Source organism: Plantibacter sp., assembly GCF_059073635.1.
In genome coordinates this window covers 383,897-400,139 of the sequence record NZ_JCACOF010000010.1, presented here as the reverse complement: position 1 = coordinate 400,139, position 16,243 = coordinate 383,897, and the positions used below count along the sequence as shown (strand labels likewise).

The following is a 16,243-nucleotide window of genomic DNA, read 5'->3' as shown; positions in this document are numbered from 1 at the left end:
GTCACCGGCCTTGCGTGACTCCGCGGCAGCCGCTTCGACCCGCTCCGACGAGGCCTTGCGCGATGGGCGCGGTGGTGAACAGGTGTACCCACGCCATGCCGTCCGCTGCCGGCTCGAACTCCACCCGGCGGTCCGCCTCGGACCGCCGGGCGCGTGCCGTAATGGACTCGGGGTGAAGGCGCTCGCGCAGGACGCGGGCGCGCCTGCGGAGGTTCGCGTTGGTGGACTCTTCCGCAACCGCCAGGACCTCAGCGAGGAACACCGCCCGCCCCGCGGTCGGCACGTCACTGAGTTGGTCGATGATCGTCTGCGCGTGCCGCGCTGAGATGCGGCCGGCCTCGAGGGACGCGAGCACGGCGGGTGCGTCGTTCACGAGCCGCTCGGCGTCGTTCGTCGCCCGCTGGACCGTCTGCTCGGGCGTGCGCGTCGCCATCGCGAGGGCTGCGCAGGTCGACCGGCGGGAGAGCGCCTGCCGCTCGGCAGGCGGGAAGATCGCCGGAACCGTGACGTCTGCGAAGGCGTCCGCGTAGGCGGCAGAGCGGGCGAGGAGCCGGGCCTCCTCGGCGTCCAGAGCAGCACGCCGCCGCTGGATGTCCGCGTAGTGGTCCGAGAACTCCGCGAGGCGCGCGGCGTGCTCGTCGCTCGCGCGGATCGCGGTGAGGGTGGTCTCGGTCATGGAACGAGTCCACCATGAACCACTGACATTCCAGATGCCGAGTCGAGTTGGTTGTGGAAGTTGCTCGTGGGCCCTTCGACAAGCTCAGGGACCGGAGAAGGTTGCTCAGGGACCGGAAGAGGATCACCGGAGCGGGAGGTTCCTCGTGTGCCCTTCGACAGGCTCGGGGACCGGCGGGGGTTGCTCAGGGACCGGTGGGGCGTCACCGGTTGTGGATGCTTCTTCGTGTGCCCTTCGACAAGCTCAGGGACCGGAGGGGGTTGCTCAGGGACCGGAGGGGGTTGCTCAGGGACCGGGAGAGGGTCACCGGAGCGGGAGGTTCCTCGTGCGCCCTTCGACGAGCGCATGAGCCGGACGCATCCGAGCGAACCGCTCCCGGTCGACTGAGCCTGTCGACGTGCCTGGTCCTGGACGAACGAAAGGAGGGCCAGCACCCGATGCTGGCCCTCCGTGACGTTCGTGGGTCAGAGCGGTAACCCGAATACCGCTCTGACCCGCCCCCGAACTCCTGCCCGCTTACCCTAGATGGAGCAGGAGCTGGTGAAGTGGTCTCGATGAGACGCAACTTTCGAGAATGATGATCCTCCATCAGGGGTACCCCCAACAGTCGGCACTATGGAGGACACGAATGGGGGACAGCACCGCGCGCCGCGAGGGGCAACCGGCGTGAGTCCTCCGTCGAGACGGCTCAGCCCGTGAACGCGCGCCAGTGTCCTGGGCCCACGGTGATCCCCGTGCGGAGGTTCCGCCTCGTCCGCTCCCACGTCGACGGGACGCGAGGTGCCGGGGCGGTGTCGGCGTCGCGCAGCGCCTGTTCGGCGATCGCCACGCTCAGCACCGCGGTGAGTGCCGCGAGCTCCTCGTCGGTCGGGGTACCGCGCTCGATCCGGAGATCGATCGACGACGGCTCGGTCGTGCTCGGCTCGGTGCCGGTGCTCACAGCGGGATGTTCCCGTGCTTCTTGGCGGGCAGGCTCGCACGCTTCGTCCGGAGTGCGCGGAGCGCCTTGATGACCGAGACCCGCGTGGCAGCCGGCTCGATGACGCCGTCCAGCTCGCCGCGCTCGGCGGCCAGGAACGGGCTCGCCACGTTGTAGGTGTACTCGTTCGCGAGGCGCGTGCGCACGGCGGCGACGTCCTCGCCGGCCTCCTCGGCCCGCTTGATCTCGCCGCGGTACAGGATGTTGACGGCACCCTGCCCACCCATGACCGCGATCTCGGCCGTGGGCCAGGCGAGGTTGATGTCGGCCCCGAGCTGCTTCGAGCCCATGACGATGTAGGCGCCGCCGTAGGCCTTCCGCAGGATGACGGTCACCAGGGGCACCGTGGCCTCGGCGTAGGCGTAGAGGAGCTTCGCGCCGCGGCGGATGACGCCGGTCCACTCCTGGTCGGTGCCGGGCAGGTAGCCGGGGACGTCGACCAGGGTGAGGATCGGGATGCTGAACGCGTCGCAGAACCGGACGAACCGACTCGCCTTCTCGCCCGCTTCGATGTTGAGCGTCCCGGCCATCTGGGAGGGCTGGTTGGCGATGACGCCGACCGACCGTCCCTCGACGCGCGCGAAACCGATGACGATGTTCGGGGCGAAGAGCGGCTGGACCTCGAGGAAGTCGGCGTCGTCGACGACGTGCTCGATGACGGTCTTCACGTCGTAGGGCTGGTTCGGCGAGTCGGGGATGAGGGTGTTGAGTCGGCGGTCCTCGTCCGTCGTCTCGAGCTCCACCTCGACGTCGAAGACCGTGGCCTCGGACAGGTTGTTGTCGGGCAGGAAGCCGACGAGGGTGCGGGCGTAGTCGAGGGCGTCCGGCTCGTCGCTCGCGAGGTAGTGGGCGACGCCCGAGCGGGTGTTGTGCGTGTACCCGCCGCCCAGCTCCTCCATGCCGACGTCCTCGCCCGTGACGGTCTTGATCACGTCGGGGCCCGTGACGAACATCTGGCTCGTCTTGTCGACCATGATGACGAAGTCGGTGAGCGCGGGGGAGTAGACGGCGCCGCCGGCCGCCGGACCCATGATGATGGAGATCTGCGGGATGACCCCGGAGGCCTGCGTGTTGCGTCGGAAGATCTCGCCGTACTTGCCGAGCGCGACGACGCCCTCCTGGATGCGCGCGCCGCCGGAGTCGAGCATGCCGATGATCGGGACGCCCGTCTTCAACGCGAGGTCCATGATCTTGATGATCTTGTCGCCGGCGACCTCGCCGAGCGAACCGCCGAAGATGGTGAAGTCCTGCGAGTACACGGCGACCTGGCGGCCGTGGATGGTGCCGGTGCCGGTGACGACGGCATCGCCGTACGGCCGTGAGCGGTCCATGCCGAAGGCGGTCGTGCGGTGCCGCACGAACTCGTCGAGTTCGACGAAGCTGCCGTGGTCGAGCAGCTGCTCGATGCGCTCCCGCGCGGTGAGCTTGCCCTTCTTGTGCTGCTTCTCGATGGCGGCTTCGCCGCTCGCCGTCACGGCCTCGTGATAGCGGTTCTTGAGGTCGGCGAGCTTCCCGGCCGTCGTGTACAGGTCAGGGCCGGAGGTGGTTTCGTCGGTCACGCTTTCACCTTACCCGGTGGTCCCCCGGCCGACCCGTTGACGATCGGGTACAAGCGGCGCGCCGATCCGTTGTCGGCATCGTCCAAGCGTGCCGGCGGGCGACGCAGGCGCCGACGACCGGCCTCAGTAGGGTTGTGCCATGGATCTGCCCCTCACCGCCGCCCTCGTGCCACGCCTCGAGATCCTCGCCCACGCCGGCTCCACCAACGACGAACTCGCCCGACGCGTGCGCGAGGACGGCGGCGACGCGTGGCCCGACCGCTCGGTGGTCCTCACCGACGACCAGCGCGGGGGACGAGGCCGCCTCGGTCGCGTGTGGACGGTGCCACCCGGCACGTCACTCGCCGTCTCGGTCCTGCTCCGGCCGGTCACTCCGTCGGGTGATCCGCTCCCGCTGCAGGCCTACGGCTGGCTCCCGCTCCTCGCGGGTGCGGCGCTCGCGGAATCGCTCCGGGAGCTCGGGGTGCCCGCCGACGTGAAGTGGCCGAACGACGTGCTCATCGGCGGTCGGAAGGTGTCCGGCATCCTCGCCGAGCTGCTGCCGAGCGGGGACGCGGTGATCCTCGGGACCGGTGTCAACCTCCGTCAGCGTGCCGAGGAACTGCCGACCGACCGGTCCACCTCGCTCGCGCTCGCCGGGCTCGCCGATCCTGACCCGGACACCGTCCTCGTCGGCTACCTGCGTGCGTTCGGCGCCCTGTACGACGCCTACCTGGCCGCGTCCGGTGACGCCGAGGCCAGTGGGCTCCGAGCGGCGGTCACCGAGCGATGCGTGACGTTGGACAGCTCGGTGCGGGTGGAGCTCCCCGGCGGCGACGTCCTGACCGGCACGGCCGAGCGGATCGACGCGGACGGGCGGCTCGTCGTCCGACCGACCGACGGTGGTGCGCCGGTCGCGGTGGCGGCCGGCGACGTCACGCACGTGCGCTGAGCGTTCCCGCCTGTTCGCTGAGGGACCGGCGTGCGAGCACCGTCGCGCCGGAGACGGCTGCCGGCATGACCAGCACGGACAGGACCGGCACGAGGAAGAGGACCGCGACCGTCATCCCGAAGCCCAGGGTGCGGGCGCGTCTCCTGGCGAGGACCTGGCGGCGGTCGCGCAACGACAACCCCCTCGCGTCGAACGCGTAGCCCGTCAGTTCGAGGGCGAGGAACCAACCGCTCACGGCGAGCCCGAGCACCGGGACCACCGTCTGGCCGATCACCGGGACGAAGCCGAGGAGGAAGAGGACGGCCGCCGTCGGGATGGTGAGCAGGAGCAGGCCGAGTGCCCGGGTGACACCGGTGAGGAGTCCGCGCCAGGCGGACTCACCCGACTCCGGAGGAGCGTCGCCGAGGGTGCGTTCGACGTCGGCCCAGATCCGCTCGTAGAAGGGGTCGCCGACGAGGAGCGTCGCTGCGGCGTAGGCGTACAGCATCACCACGACGGCGACGGCCACCAACGCCACCGCGGCGGCCACCCGGATGGACGAGCGGTACGGCTCGTCCCAGGTGTCGGCGAACGGTGTCGCCCAGTCGACGATCGTGGCGGCGTTGACGCCGAGGAGGACGAGCAACGCGATGAACACGACGCCCACGATCGCGGCGGGGACCATGCCGAGCAGCATGCGCTTCGGCGAGGTGCCCCAGAGGCGGAACCCGCCGAAGAGGATGCCGATCCCCTCGAGGAACGACCCGACCACGCCGGGGTGCTGCGCCGTCGGTGCGGTGCTGTCGGCCGGTTTCACGCCTTCATGCTAGCCGGGCGGCCGATGCACGGATGTTCGGGATCGCCGACGGGCGGGGTGGGAGCAGGCGGCGGGTTGCCGCGACTGCTAAGAATGGGAGTATGGCTGATCCCGGTATGACGGGGCCGGGCAGGCCGGCTCCTCCCGCGGCGGCGACCGAACGTGTGGTCGCACGCCTGCGTCCGCATGCCCGGCGGCTCCTGCTCCCCGCCCTCCTGCTCATCGCGGTGAGCGGCGCCGGTGCGTACTTCTTCGGCTCGTTCGACCTCGAGTGGCAGAACTGGGCCGTCCTCATCGGCGGCGGGGTGATCGTGCTGGTCGCCTGCGTCCTGCCGTTCATCGCCTGGCTGTCGGTCCGCTACGTGATCACGACCCGGCGACTGATCGTCCGTCGCGGGTTCTTCGTGCGGACGCGCCAGGAGCTCTACCACGCCCGCGGCTACGGCATCACGGTGCACAAGAGCTGGGTGCAGAGCGCCTTCGGGAGCGGCAACGTCCGGGTGACGAGCGGTGGCGAGGTGCCGGTCGTCCTGCGGGACGTGCCCGGCGCGGTCCTCGTCCAGAACGCCCTGCACGAGCTCGTCGCGGAGAACCAGAGCATCGCCGCGCCCTACCCGGCAGCACCGACCTCCGACGCAGCAGCCACCGGTCCGACGCTGACCGGTGCGGGGCGCGCCCGGCCGGTACGATGTTCGAGTCGGGGCACCCGCCGATCCGCCTCCGGATCCGCCCGTCCCGCCTGCCGAAACGAGACCCGCCGGCCGGTCGCCGGAGAGCTGGAGTGAACCCATGAGCATTCGCGTCGGAGTGATCGGCGGCGGTCAGCTGGCCAGGATGATGGTGCCCGCGGCCGTGAACCTCGGACTCGACATCCGGGTGCTCGCCGAGCAGGAGGGCATGTCCGCCCGGCTCGCCACCGTCGAGGTGGGCGACTACCGCGACGCCGACACGGTGCTCGCCTTCGCCGAGACGGTCGACGTCATCACCTTCGACCACGAGCACGTGCCGCAGCACGTCCTGCGGGCACTCGTCGACGCCGGTGTGCAGGTGCACCCGGGACCGGACGCGCTCGCCGTCGCCCAGGACAAGCTGCTCATGCGCGAACGCCTGACGGAGCTCGGACTGCCGGTGCCCGACTGGGCGCGCGTGCACGATCAGGAGGAGCTCGCCGCCTTCCTCGCCGAGCACGGCGGGAAGGGCGTCGTGAAGACGCCACGTGGTGGCTACGACGGCAAGGGCGTCCGTGTCGTCCACGGACCGAACGAGGTCGACGACTGGTTCACGGCGCTCTCCGAGGACGCCAACGGCGGAGCACTGCTCGTCGAGGAGCTGGTGTCGTTCCGGCGCGAGCTCGCCCAGCTCGTCGCCCGGCGCCCGTCCGGCGAGGTGGTGCCGTGGCGCGTCGTCGAGACCGTGCAGCTCGGTGGGGTGTGCAGCGAGGTCATCGCTCCGGCGCCCGGCTCGGCTGGTCGGCTCGCCGACACCGCGGAGGAGATCGCCGTGACCGTCGCGACCGCGCTCGGGGTGACGGGCGTCCTGGCCGTCGAACTCTTCGAGACCGACGACGACCGCCTGCTCATCAACGAACTCGCCATGCGTCCGCACAACAGCGGGCACTGGACGCAGGACGGCAGCGTCACGAGCCAGTTCGAGCAGCACCTGCGCGCCGTCCTCGACCTGCCCCTCGGCTCGACGGGCTGCCACCGCGATTGGACCGTCATGGTGAACGTGCTCGGCGGGCCTGCCGAGGGGACGCTCGACGACCGCTACCCGCAGGTCCTCGGTGCGCACCCGCTGGCGAAGGTGCACAACTACGGGAAGGACCCGCGCCCCGGGCGCAAGGTCGGCCACGTCAACGTCGCGGGCGACGACCTCGACGACGTCGTGTACGAGGCACGTGCCGCCGCAGCGCTGCTCGGCGCCGAGAACGCCTGACCGCCCTTCGACAAGCTCAGGGACCGCGTGGGGCCTCAGGGACCGAGGGCTGGGCTCAGGGACCGATGACCGGTCCCTGAGCCTGTCGAGGGCCCGCTCGACCCGGAGCGCCTCAGTACACGTCGCGGATGTAGCGCTTCTCGCGCTTCAGCGTGTGCACGTACTCGGCCGCGGCCTCCGTCGAACGCCCGCCGTGCTCGGCGATGAGCTCGTGCAACGCCTGGTCGACGTCCTTCGCCATCCGTGAGGCGTCACCGCACACGGCGAAGTGGCCGCCCTCCTCCAGCCAGGCGTAGAGCTCCTTGCCGTTCTCGCGCATCCGCGTCTGGACGTACACCTTCTCGCGCTGATCGCGGGAGAACGCGAGGTCGAGGCGGTCGAGCACCCCTCCGGTGAGCAGCTCACCCAGTTCGTCCTCGTAGATGAAGTCGTGCGCCCGGTGCTGGTCGCCGAAGAACAGCCAGTTCCGACCGGTGGCCCCGCGCTCGCGGCGCTCTTGCAGGAACGAGCGGAACGGCGCGATCCCGGTTCCCGGGCCGACCATGATGAGCGGCGCATCGTCGTCCGACGGCACCCGGAAGCCGGCGTTGGCCGAGACGAAGATCCCGCTCGTCCCGCCCTCGGCGACCCGGTCGGCGAGGTGCGTCGACGCGACGCCCCCGTGGGCCCGGTCACCGACGGCGTAGCGGACGCTCGCCACGGTGAGGTGCACCCGCCCGTCGGCAGCCAGCGGGCTGGACGAGATCGAGTAGGCGCGGTGCTGGAGGGGACGCAGGACGTCGAGCAGCGACTCGGCGTCGAACCGCACGGACGTGGAGCGCAGGAGGTCCAGGATGTCCCGTTCGCGCAGCCAGGAGTCGAGCGTCTCCGCCTGGGCGAGCGCCAGGATGCCGGCGAGTTCCGAGTCGGGCGCGCGGTCGGCGAGCTCGGCCACGAGGTCCTTCGAAGGGGTCCGGATCTCGAACCCGTGGGTGAGCCGGTCCGCCAGGGTCGAGCCGTCGACCGACTCGTCCGCGGTCGCGTCCAGTTCGGCGATGATGGCGTCGACGAGCGCCGGGTCGTTGCTCGGCATGACGCCGAGGGCGTCGCCGGCCGCGTACTCGATGCCGCTGTCGCCAAGGTCGAACTCGTAGTGCCGGATCTCCTTCGACGAGGCCGGCCCGGAGAGGACGCGGTTGACGGCGAGGGTCGCGCCGTACGGCGTCTTGCGGGTCCACGGTGAACGCGTGCGGCCGGGCTTCTTCGCCGGTTTGGCGGCCGGCGCGGGAGCGGATGCGGCATCGGCGTCCGTCGGGGCGAGGGCGCCGAAGAGCGACAGGGCCTGCGTGGTCCACGCCGCGGCGGGCTCCTCGTAGTCGACGTCGCAGTCCACGCGGGCGAGGATGCGTTCCGCGCCGAGCTGCTCCAGGCGCGTGTCGATGAGTTTGCCCGCCTGGCAGAACCCGTCGTATCCGGAGTCGCCGAGCGCGAGCACGGAGAACTTCAGGCCGTCGAGGCGTGGTGCGGTGCTCGCTTGGAGCGTCTCCCAGAACAGTTCGGCGTTGTCGGGCATCTCACCTTCGCCGTAGGTGGAGGTGATGACGACGACGTGTCCCATCGCCGGGAGCCGGTCCACCTCGACGTCGTCGAGTCCGATCGTCGTCACCGCCACACCGTAGCCGGAGGCGGCTCGGCCGAGATCTTCTGCGATGGCCTCCGCGGTGCCCGTCTGCGTGCCGACGAGCACGTGCAGGGCGAGCTGCGGCGTGCGGCCACCGGCGTCGGTGACATCGATCGCGCTGGAGCGGACCCCCGCCAGGAATCCGGCGAGCCAGACCCGCTGCTCGGGGCTGAAGGGCGCGTCAGCCGGGATGAACGGGTCGTCTGCGCTGCTGCCGAGCGCGGCGAGCGCCTCGAAGAGCACCGGGCTCGGTGTGCTGGTGGCCGCCGGGGCCTGGGTCGAGGTCATCGTCCCCTCCAGTTCGGGCGCGTTCATCGGGAACCCGCCAGGGTCAGTTCGGCCAGAGCGGCCGATGCAAGGAGTGCTTCGGTGCCACCGGTCGCTGCGGATCGGGCCCGGTTCTTGGCGTGCTGGTGCATGATCCACCCCGTGGTGCCCGGGTGGTCGATCGACAGCACGTTCCGCAGGCGCAGGGCCTCCGTGTAGTCGTGGAGGCGCTTCGCGGCGATCATGGCGGCCAGCGCCTCGTCGTCGTACCGTTCGAGCAGCTCTCGAGCCGCCCGCTGCACCCGCTGCATGACGAAGAAGTCCTCGGTGAGGATGAGCGTGCGGACACTCGCCTGCACGAGCGGGTGCGACGGGTCGTCGACGCCGGGCGTGCGGGACATCGCGACCTCCTGGGCGAGCTTCAGCACCGTGTAGCTCGTGAGGAGCGCGTAGACGTCCTGCGGGTCGGCCGCGGGCTCGCCGAGTCCGGGGGCGCGACCGCCGCGGACCGGCCGGCGGTCGCGGTAGTCGAGCTTGAAGGTGCGCAGCTGCTGTGCCGCGAGGGCCGCGCCGAGCTCGTCGAGGAGTTCCTTCCGGCTCTTGGCCGCGAGGATCGCGTCGCTGTCCTGGTAGAGGAGCAGCGCGCGCGGCATGCCGAACACGAACTGGTGCCTGGCCGTGTCCCAGTCGGCGAGCAACCGGGAGGCGAGCGGCGAGCCGGTCGCCTCGACGTGCCACTCCAGCAGCAGGAGCACGGCGGCCTCGTGGAACGCCGCCTGCTCGCCCTCGGTGATCGATCCGAGGAGGAGGGAGTCCGCGCTGACCTTGCTCGGCAGTTCGCCCCGCGGGTCGTACTGGTAGACGAAGCCACCGCTCATCCCGTTGCCGAAGCCGATCCCGAAGCCGCCGAGGTTCAGCACGGCGCCGTTGGTCATGTACTCGCAGGCGTAGTCGCCGACGCCCTCGACGACCGCGGTGGCGCCCGAGTTGCGGACGGCGAAGCGGTCGCCGGCCTCGCCCTGGACGAAGGTGCGGCCACCGGTCGCCCCGAAGAGCGCGAAGTTGCCGATGAGGACGTTGCCGCCGTCCTCCGAGCTGCCGCCGCCGGGGGAGAGGATCGCGATGGTGCCGCCGGATGCGCTCTTCCCGACGCCGTCGTTGCAGGTGCCGGTGTGTCGCCAGTGCAGGCCGTCGACGCAGAACGCCGCGTACGACTGCCCCGCGGAGTGCTCGGTGCGGATGGTCACGGTGTCGGCGGCGAGCGAACGGTGGCCGCGGTCGTCGGTGACGACGGAGGGGATCGCCGCCGCCTGGTCGTCGTCGAGCTCGTGGTTGAGGATGCGCTCGAGGTCGATCGCGAGCTGCCCGCCCACGGAACGCCAGCGGTTGCCGAGTCGGATCCCGCCGTCGGCGTCCTCGGCGCCCAGGTCGAGCGTCGTCCGGCCGTCGTCGAAGAGTCCTGCCCGTACCCGCTCGATGAGGGCGTCGTCGAGCGTGAAGTCCTTCTCCAGGTACACCGGGTCGGTGACGACGACCTCGGGGACGACCGCGAGCATGGCACGCAGGTCGAGGTCCGCGACGGCCGCCGGGTGGTCGACGAGGTGGAGGAGGTCGGTGCGACCGCGGGCTTCGCGGAGCGAGCGGAGGCCGAGGATGGCGAGCCGCTCGCGGACGTCGTGCGCGATGTTCAGGAGGTACTGCGCGAGCGCACGCGGGTCGCCGTCGAAGGTCTCCGGGTTGGTCGTGAGACCAGCCGGGCACTTCACGTTGCAGTTCTTCGCCATGACGCACTTGAGCATCATGAGCGCGGTGGTCCCGAACTCGAAGCTGTCGCCGCCGAGCAGGGCGGAGATGACGACGTCGCGACCGGTCTGGTGCGCGCCGGAGCAGCGCAGGGTGACCTTCGACCGCAGACCGTTCGCGCTGAGGGCCTGGTGGACCTCGGCGATGCCGATCTCGGCGCTGCGTCCGGCGTACTTGAGGCTCGTCACGGCGGCTGCGCCGGTCCCACCGGTGTTGCCGGCCACGTTGATGACGTCGGCACCGGCCTTGGCGACGCCGACGGCGATCGTGCCGATGCCCTCGGAGGAGACGAGCTTGACGACGACGCGGACCCGTGCCGCCTTGCAGTCGTGGATGAGCTGCGCGAGGTCCTCGATCGAGTAGGTGTCGTGGTGCGGCGGCGGCGAGACGAGCTCGATGCCGGGCGTGCCACCCCGGGCAGCGGCGATGTCCACCGTCACCTTGGGAGCCGGGAGCTGACCGCCCTCGCCGGGCTTGGCACCCTGGCCGATCTTGATCTCGAGCTCCTGCAGCATCGGGTCGGCGAGGTAACCGGCCCAGACACCGAAGCGCCCGGAGGCGAACTGCTTGATGCGCGAGCCGCGGATGGTGCCGTAGCGGGACAGGTGTTCGCCGCCCTCGCCACTGTTCGACATCCCGCCGACCATGTTGGTGCCGTGCGCGACCGCCTCGTGCGCGGTCGCCACGAGGGCGCCGTGGCTCATCGCCCCGGACGCGAGGGATCGGGTGATCTCGCTCGCCGGCTGGACGAGGTCGGTCGAGATGCTCTCGGCACCCTCGACGAGCATCGAGAAGTAGTCGTCGGCGGACCCCGTCGCCTCCACGATGAGGTCGCCACCGGAGATCCAGTGCCCCGTCACCTCGCCGCCGAAGCGGTGGACGTAGTACTCGCCGAGCGCCGAGACCCGCGTGAGGTCGCCCGCGAGCGGTCCCGTGAGCTGCAGCCGGTGCCGCCCCTGCTCGGTCCGCGTCGCACGCAGGCCGCGGACGACGATCGAGGAGTTGCCGACGGGGCCGAGCCGGTCGAGCTCGCGCGCGAACTCCTCCGGGGTGGTCAGTCGGGTGATGTCCTCCGGCAGCACGAGCACGTCGCGGAGGGCCGCCGGGCGACGGCGCCGCTCGGTCGTCATCGACTGGACGAAGGAGCGGTAGCCGGGCGTGATGGTGAAGGCGTCGATCTCGTCGTCGTCGAGGGCGTCGAAGGAGGTGTGCTGGTAGGCGTCGTCGTCGATCCCGAACGCGTCCTCCAGGTTCCCGATGGTGTGGAGGCGCAGCGGGTCGTCGCCGAGCGTGCCGCCGTCGCGGTCGACGGCCGTGGTGTCCGCTCGCGGCAGCTGCACGGGCTCCTCGGTGAGGTCGACGAAGCCGCGGACCGCGGTCGTCCCGTAGGAGTGGCCGGCGCCCTCGGCGCGTTCCTTGAACAGGCCGAGGAGCGGGACGTCCGCGTCGCTCGACGTCGTCAGGGCGCGCTGGTGCCAGGCGCTCGCCGTCCGGGCGATCCCGGCGAAGCCGACGCCGCCGACGGGGGCGCGGAGGTGCGGGAAGGCGCGCGCGAGCACGGGGTCGCTCGTGTCGAGGTAGTTCGGCTCGAAGAACTCGCCGCCGATGTAGCTCTCGACGGTGCAGAGGCCGACCCGGCCCATGGTCTTCAGGAGCGACTTCTCGGCGGCGTAGGCGAACCGGCGGAACGCTGCTTCCACCTCGTCGGGGTGCTGCTGCTCGGCGCGGAGGCGGACCGCGAGCGGGTGGACCGCCGACGCACCGAAGCCGAGGGCGGAGGCGACGTGGTGCGAGGACGGCAGCTGGCCGCTGTCGACCACGAGCGACACGCGGAGCCGGAGGCCGTCGTCGATGAGTCGCTGGTTGACGGCCGCCACGACGAGGATGAGCGGCAGGGCGGCACCCTCCGCGTGGACGCCGCGGTCGCTGAGGATCGCGATGCCGCCGTTCTCTGCGGCGAACCCGGCGACCGCCGCGGCCACACGCTCGACGGCGGCCTCGAGCGCGTCGGCGTTCGCCTGCGCGTCCACCTCGGGCCGGTAGAGGATGTCGAACCACGCGGCCGGCGACTCGTGCTGAGCGCTGAGGCGCCGCAGTTCGTCCTCGCTGATGATGGGGGATCGGAGGACGAGCTGCTTCGTGCCGACCGTGCCGCTGCCGGGCTTCGGGCCGAGCGCGACCCGGAGGGTCATGCCGTCCGCCTCACGGATGCTGTCGAGCGGCGGGTTGGTCACCTGGGCGAAGCGCTGGGAGAAGTACTTCGCCAGGCCGCCCTCCTGGTCGGACAGGGCGTTGATGGCGTTGCCGTAGCCCATCGCCGAGATCCGCTCCTTGCCCGAGGCGAGCATCGGGTCCGTCATGAACCGGAAGCTCTCCTGGTTGAGGGAGTACGCGACGTAGCGCTGCACCTGGCTCAGCCCACCGCGGTAGGCGAACGCGTCGTCCGCCGAGGCCGTCGGTGCCGACACCGGGACGCCCCGGTCCTCGAGCGCGTCGAGGTCGGTGGCCGATGCGGCGAGCATCGCCGGGTAGTCCTTGCGCGCCGCGAGGAGCTCGAGCGCCTCGCCCGTGCGGAGGCGCGTGCCCGTGCGGTGGTCGTAGGCGAGCATGCCGCCGGCCTCGATGCGACCGCGGTGGACCACCTCGTCGTCCGGGAACGGCAGCTGCCCGGCCTCGGAGGTGACGCAGAGGTAGTCGGCCGTCTCGACGCTGCGCAGCGGGCGCAGGCCGAGCCGGTCGAGCCGGGCGCCGACGGTCGTGCCGTCGTTGAAGATGAGCGCGGCCGGGCCGTCGTTCTTCTCCTCGACGAGCGAGAAGTACTCGAGCATCGCCCGAACCTCGCGGCTCAGGGTGCGATCGTTCTCCCAGGCCGGGGGCATGACGGACACGACCGCCTCGAGCAGTTCGAGTCCGTCCTCGACCACGCGGCTGTGCAGCGTCTGGTCGAGGCGCGAGCTGTCCGACTGGCCCCTGGCCCGGATGATCTTCCGGCCTCGCGATGCAGCCAGCGCCGTCTCGGACAGACGGTTCTTGCGGTCGGTGTTGAGCTCGCCGTTGTGCGCCATGAGGCGGAAGGGCTGCGCCATCGACGGGTGGGGAGCGGTGTTCGTCGAGAACCGGGTGTGGAAGGCGAGGGTCCTGACCCGGTGCAGGGGGTCGGCCAGGTCGGCGAAGTAGGGGATGACCTCGCCGGAGTTGAGGCGTCCCTTGAGGACCTGGGTGCGCGTGCTGAGCGACAGCGGGTACAGGCCGTCGAGGGTGAGGTCCGTGTAGGCGGTCGCCTCGATCGCGAGCAGGGCCGCGTGCGCGCGCTGGTCGAGGTCCTCCGTGGAGGCGTCGTCCGAGGGCTCGAAGATCCACTGCCGGATCGGCAGTTGGTACTGCACGGCCTTCGGGCGCAGGACGGCGTCGACCGTCGGCACGGCACGGGCGAGCAGCACGGTGAAGCCGGCCTCGCCGAGCGAGCGTTCGATGAGCGCCTCGGCGTCGCCGATCCGACCGTGGTCGACCGGGAGGAAGACGTTCGCGACGCCGAACCGCCCGGCGACGAGCGGCTTGCCGACGAGGGAGCTGAAGAAGTCGACCGAGAGGTCGATCTGCACGCCCGCTCCGTCGCCGACACCCTCGGAGGACATGCCGCCGCGGTGGGGGATGGCGCACAGGGCGGTGTCGCCGAGTGCGATGACGTCGTGGCTCTGCACGCCGTCCTTGCGGGTGATGAAACCGACGCCGCAGTCGCTCTTGTCGGTCTGGCGATCGACGAGGTCTGGCAGGGGCGATGGTGCGGCGGTGCGCGGGCGCGGTGGAACGGAAGACGAGATCACGACGGGGTACCCCTCGGAATGCGGGCGCTGGACGGCCCGGAGACGGTGAGATGACGGGACCGGATCTACGTCGCTGGAGGGAGGGTCCGTGTCGACGCGGGCGCTGGGTGCGGCGGCCGTCGTCTGCATGAATGGAGGTGTTCCGATACTAACCGGGCCGTCCCGCCCACTCAACCGTAACGAGCCGAACCGGGCCGTTCGGCGTAGGCTGGGTGTTTCCGGTACGCATGGGACACGCCGTGAGCGCTCCGGCAGCTCCCGTCGACGGCCCATCGTGCAGCGCCCGGATGCGCTGCGGGACGGCTCACGAGCCGGCCCCGTGGCGGATCGGATCGCGACCGGACGACCGATGTGCAGCCAGCTGCATGTTTTTCGGACCAGAATGGTGAGATGACGACAGAGCACACGGCTGCGACCGGTCGCGGCTTCGCGCACGCCAAGGCGATCCTGCTGGGCGAGCACGCCGTCGTCTACGGGTCTCCAGCCGTCGCCCTGCCCATCCCGTCGCTCCGGGTCGAGGCGACCGCCCGACGCATCGACGGGGCCTCGGTCCTCGACACCGAGATCTCGCTCGGCCCGCTCGACGCCTCCGATCCGCTCGGGACCACCGTCCTCGAGACCCTCGCGCACGTCGGTGCGGCACCGGCCGGTGTCGAGGTCGTCGTCCGCGGGACGCTGCCGATCGGCCGAGGCCTCGGTTCGAGTGCCGCGGCCGCCAACGCGATCGTCGACGCCGTCGCCGACCTGCACGGCGTGGCGCTCGACGACGCCGACCGGTTCGAGCTCGTGCAGCGCGGCGAACGCGTCGCCCACGGGACGCCCAGCGGTCTCGACGCCCGGGCCACGAGCGCCTCGACGCCCATCCTCTTCACCGCCGGCCGCGTCGAGCATCCGCCGATCCGCTTCGGCGGCAGCTTCGTCGTGGCCGACACCGGTGCGCGCGGGTCGACCCGGAAGGCGGTCGCCGACGTCCGCGCCTTCGTCGAGCTGCACCCCGAGCGTGGTCGCGCGCTCCTGGCCGAGCTCGAACGCGGGACCGTGGCGGGCGTCGCCGACCTCGCCGCGGACCGCCGCGACGACCTCGGGACCCGCATGAACGCGGCGCAGGTCGTCCTCGACGAACTCGGCGCCGGCCACCCCGCCATCACCGCGCTCATCGCGGTCGCCGCGGCGAACGGCGCCCTCGGCGCGAAGCTCACGGGCGGCGGGCAGGGCGGATGCATCATCACCCTCGCCGCAGACCCCGCGTCAGCCCGACGCATCTCGCAAGCCCTCCTCGAGGCCGGAGCACTCGGCACCTGGACGATCGACGCGGAGGACTACGCGTGACCCTGACCCCGCAACAGCTCGCGACGACCGCCTCGGAGGAGGGCAGTGCGACCGCGCTCGCCAACCCCAACATCGCCCTCGTCAAGTACTGGGGCAAGCGGGACGAGGCGCTCATCCTCCCGTGGACCGGAAGCCTCTCACTGACCCTCGACGCAGCGCCCACGACGACGACGGTGCGACTGACGGACGCACCCGACGACGTCGTGCTCCTCGGCGGACGACCCCTCGAGGGCACCGCCCGCTCCCGCGTCACGCGCTTCATCGACCTCGTGCGCGCGCTCGCCGGCCGGGACGAGCGCGTCACCGTCGACTCCCACAACGAGATCCCCACGGGCGCCGGCCTCGCCTCCTCGGCCTCGGGCTTCGCTGCGCTGGCGCTCGCCGCATCGACCGCGTTCGGACTCGACCTCGACCGCCGCGCCCTCTCCCGGCTCGCGCGCCGCGGCTCGGGCTCGGCCTCCCGCTCGATCTTCGACGGGATCGC

General features: G+C 71.3%; 10 protein-coding genes and 1 pseudogene. 5 read left to right on the top strand and 6 right to left on the bottom strand.

Annotated elements, in window-relative coordinates; genetic code table 11:
- Window position 1: 1 nt before the first annotated feature.
- From AC5JOC_RS14070 to AC5JOC_RS14060, 3 genes are all read right to left on the bottom strand, one after another.
- The gene (locus AC5JOC_RS14070; protein ID WP_494246611.1) at window positions 2-676 is read right to left on the bottom strand and encodes a DUF222 domain-containing protein; all 675 of its coding nucleotides are present in this window, start codon (window positions 674-676) and stop codon (window positions 2-4) included.
- Window positions 677-1,364: 688 nt separating this feature from the next.
- Window positions 1,365-1,616 carry an acyl-CoA carboxylase subunit epsilon gene (locus AC5JOC_RS14065; RefSeq protein ID WP_079707316.1) on the bottom strand — a complete coding sequence of 84 codons (252 nt, stop codon included), beginning with the start codon at window positions 1,614-1,616 and terminating at the stop codon, window positions 1,365-1,367.
- Window positions 1,613-3,214 carry an acyl-CoA carboxylase subunit beta gene (locus AC5JOC_RS14060; protein ID WP_071262519.1) on the bottom strand — a complete coding sequence of 534 codons (1,602 nt, stop codon included), beginning with the start codon at window positions 3,212-3,214 and terminating at the stop codon, window positions 1,613-1,615. Before AC5JOC_RS14060 ends, AC5JOC_RS14065 begins: the two co-directional genes overlap by 4 nt.
- Window positions 3,215-3,353: 139 nt before the next feature.
- On the opposite strand from AC5JOC_RS14060, the gene AC5JOC_RS14055 reads away from it, so the two are divergent.
- Window positions 3,354-4,145: a biotin--[acetyl-CoA-carboxylase] ligase gene (locus tag AC5JOC_RS14055; RefSeq protein WP_192006821.1), complete on the top strand. Its 792-nt coding sequence runs from the start codon at window positions 3,354-3,356 to the stop codon at window positions 4,143-4,145.
- Here AC5JOC_RS14055 and AC5JOC_RS14050 read toward each other — a convergent pair.
- Window positions 4,129-4,941 carry an EI24 domain-containing protein gene (locus tag AC5JOC_RS14050; RefSeq protein WP_494246610.1) on the bottom strand — a complete coding sequence of 271 codons (813 nt, stop codon included), beginning with the start codon at window positions 4,939-4,941 and terminating at the stop codon, window positions 4,129-4,131. The genes AC5JOC_RS14055 and AC5JOC_RS14050 overlap by 17 nt on opposite strands.
- Before the next feature lie 101 nt (window positions 4,942-5,042).
- Here AC5JOC_RS14050 and AC5JOC_RS14045 point away from each other — a divergent pair, with 101 nt between their 5' ends.
- Together AC5JOC_RS14045 and AC5JOC_RS14040 are read left to right on the top strand one after the other, a co-directional pair.
- The gene (locus AC5JOC_RS14045; protein WP_494246609.1) at window positions 5,043-5,726 is read left to right on the top strand and encodes a PH domain-containing protein; all 684 of its coding nucleotides are present in this window, start codon (window positions 5,043-5,045) and stop codon (window positions 5,724-5,726) included.
- A gap of 4 nt (window positions 5,727-5,730) precedes the next feature.
- Complete coding sequence (locus AC5JOC_RS14040; RefSeq protein ID WP_124769697.1) at window positions 5,731-6,876, top strand: 5-(carboxyamino)imidazole ribonucleotide synthase; 1,146 nt, start codon at window positions 5,731-5,733, stop codon at window positions 6,874-6,876.
- A gap of 112 nt (window positions 6,877-6,988) precedes the next feature.
- On the opposite strand, the gene AC5JOC_RS14035 is transcribed toward AC5JOC_RS14040, so the two are convergent.
- The gene (locus AC5JOC_RS14035) at window positions 6,989-8,824 is read right to left on the bottom strand and encodes a sulfite reductase subunit alpha (RefSeq protein WP_079707414.1); all 1,836 of its coding nucleotides are present in this window, start codon (window positions 8,822-8,824) and stop codon (window positions 6,989-6,991) included.
- A gap of 23 nt (window positions 8,825-8,847) precedes the next feature.
- Window positions 8,848-14,430 (bottom strand): glutamate synthase-related protein, encoded by a 5,583-nt coding sequence (locus AC5JOC_RS14030; RefSeq protein WP_494246608.1) that lies wholly within the window; start codon window positions 14,428-14,430, stop codon window positions 8,848-8,850.
- Window positions 14,431-14,820: 390 nt separating this feature from the next.
- Here AC5JOC_RS14030 and mvk point away from each other — a divergent pair, with 390 nt between their 5' ends.
- Window positions 14,821-15,759: a mevalonate kinase gene (gene mvk, locus AC5JOC_RS14025; RefSeq protein WP_194645493.1), complete on the top strand. Its 939-nt coding sequence runs from the start codon at window positions 14,821-14,823 to the stop codon at window positions 15,757-15,759.
- Window positions 15,648-16,223 (top strand): annotated as a pseudogene (locus AC5JOC_RS14020) (GHMP family kinase ATP-binding protein); the annotation flags it as partial. The gene mvk and the pseudogene AC5JOC_RS14020, both read left to right, overlap by 112 nt.
- Window positions 16,224-16,243: the final 20 nt, after the last annotated feature.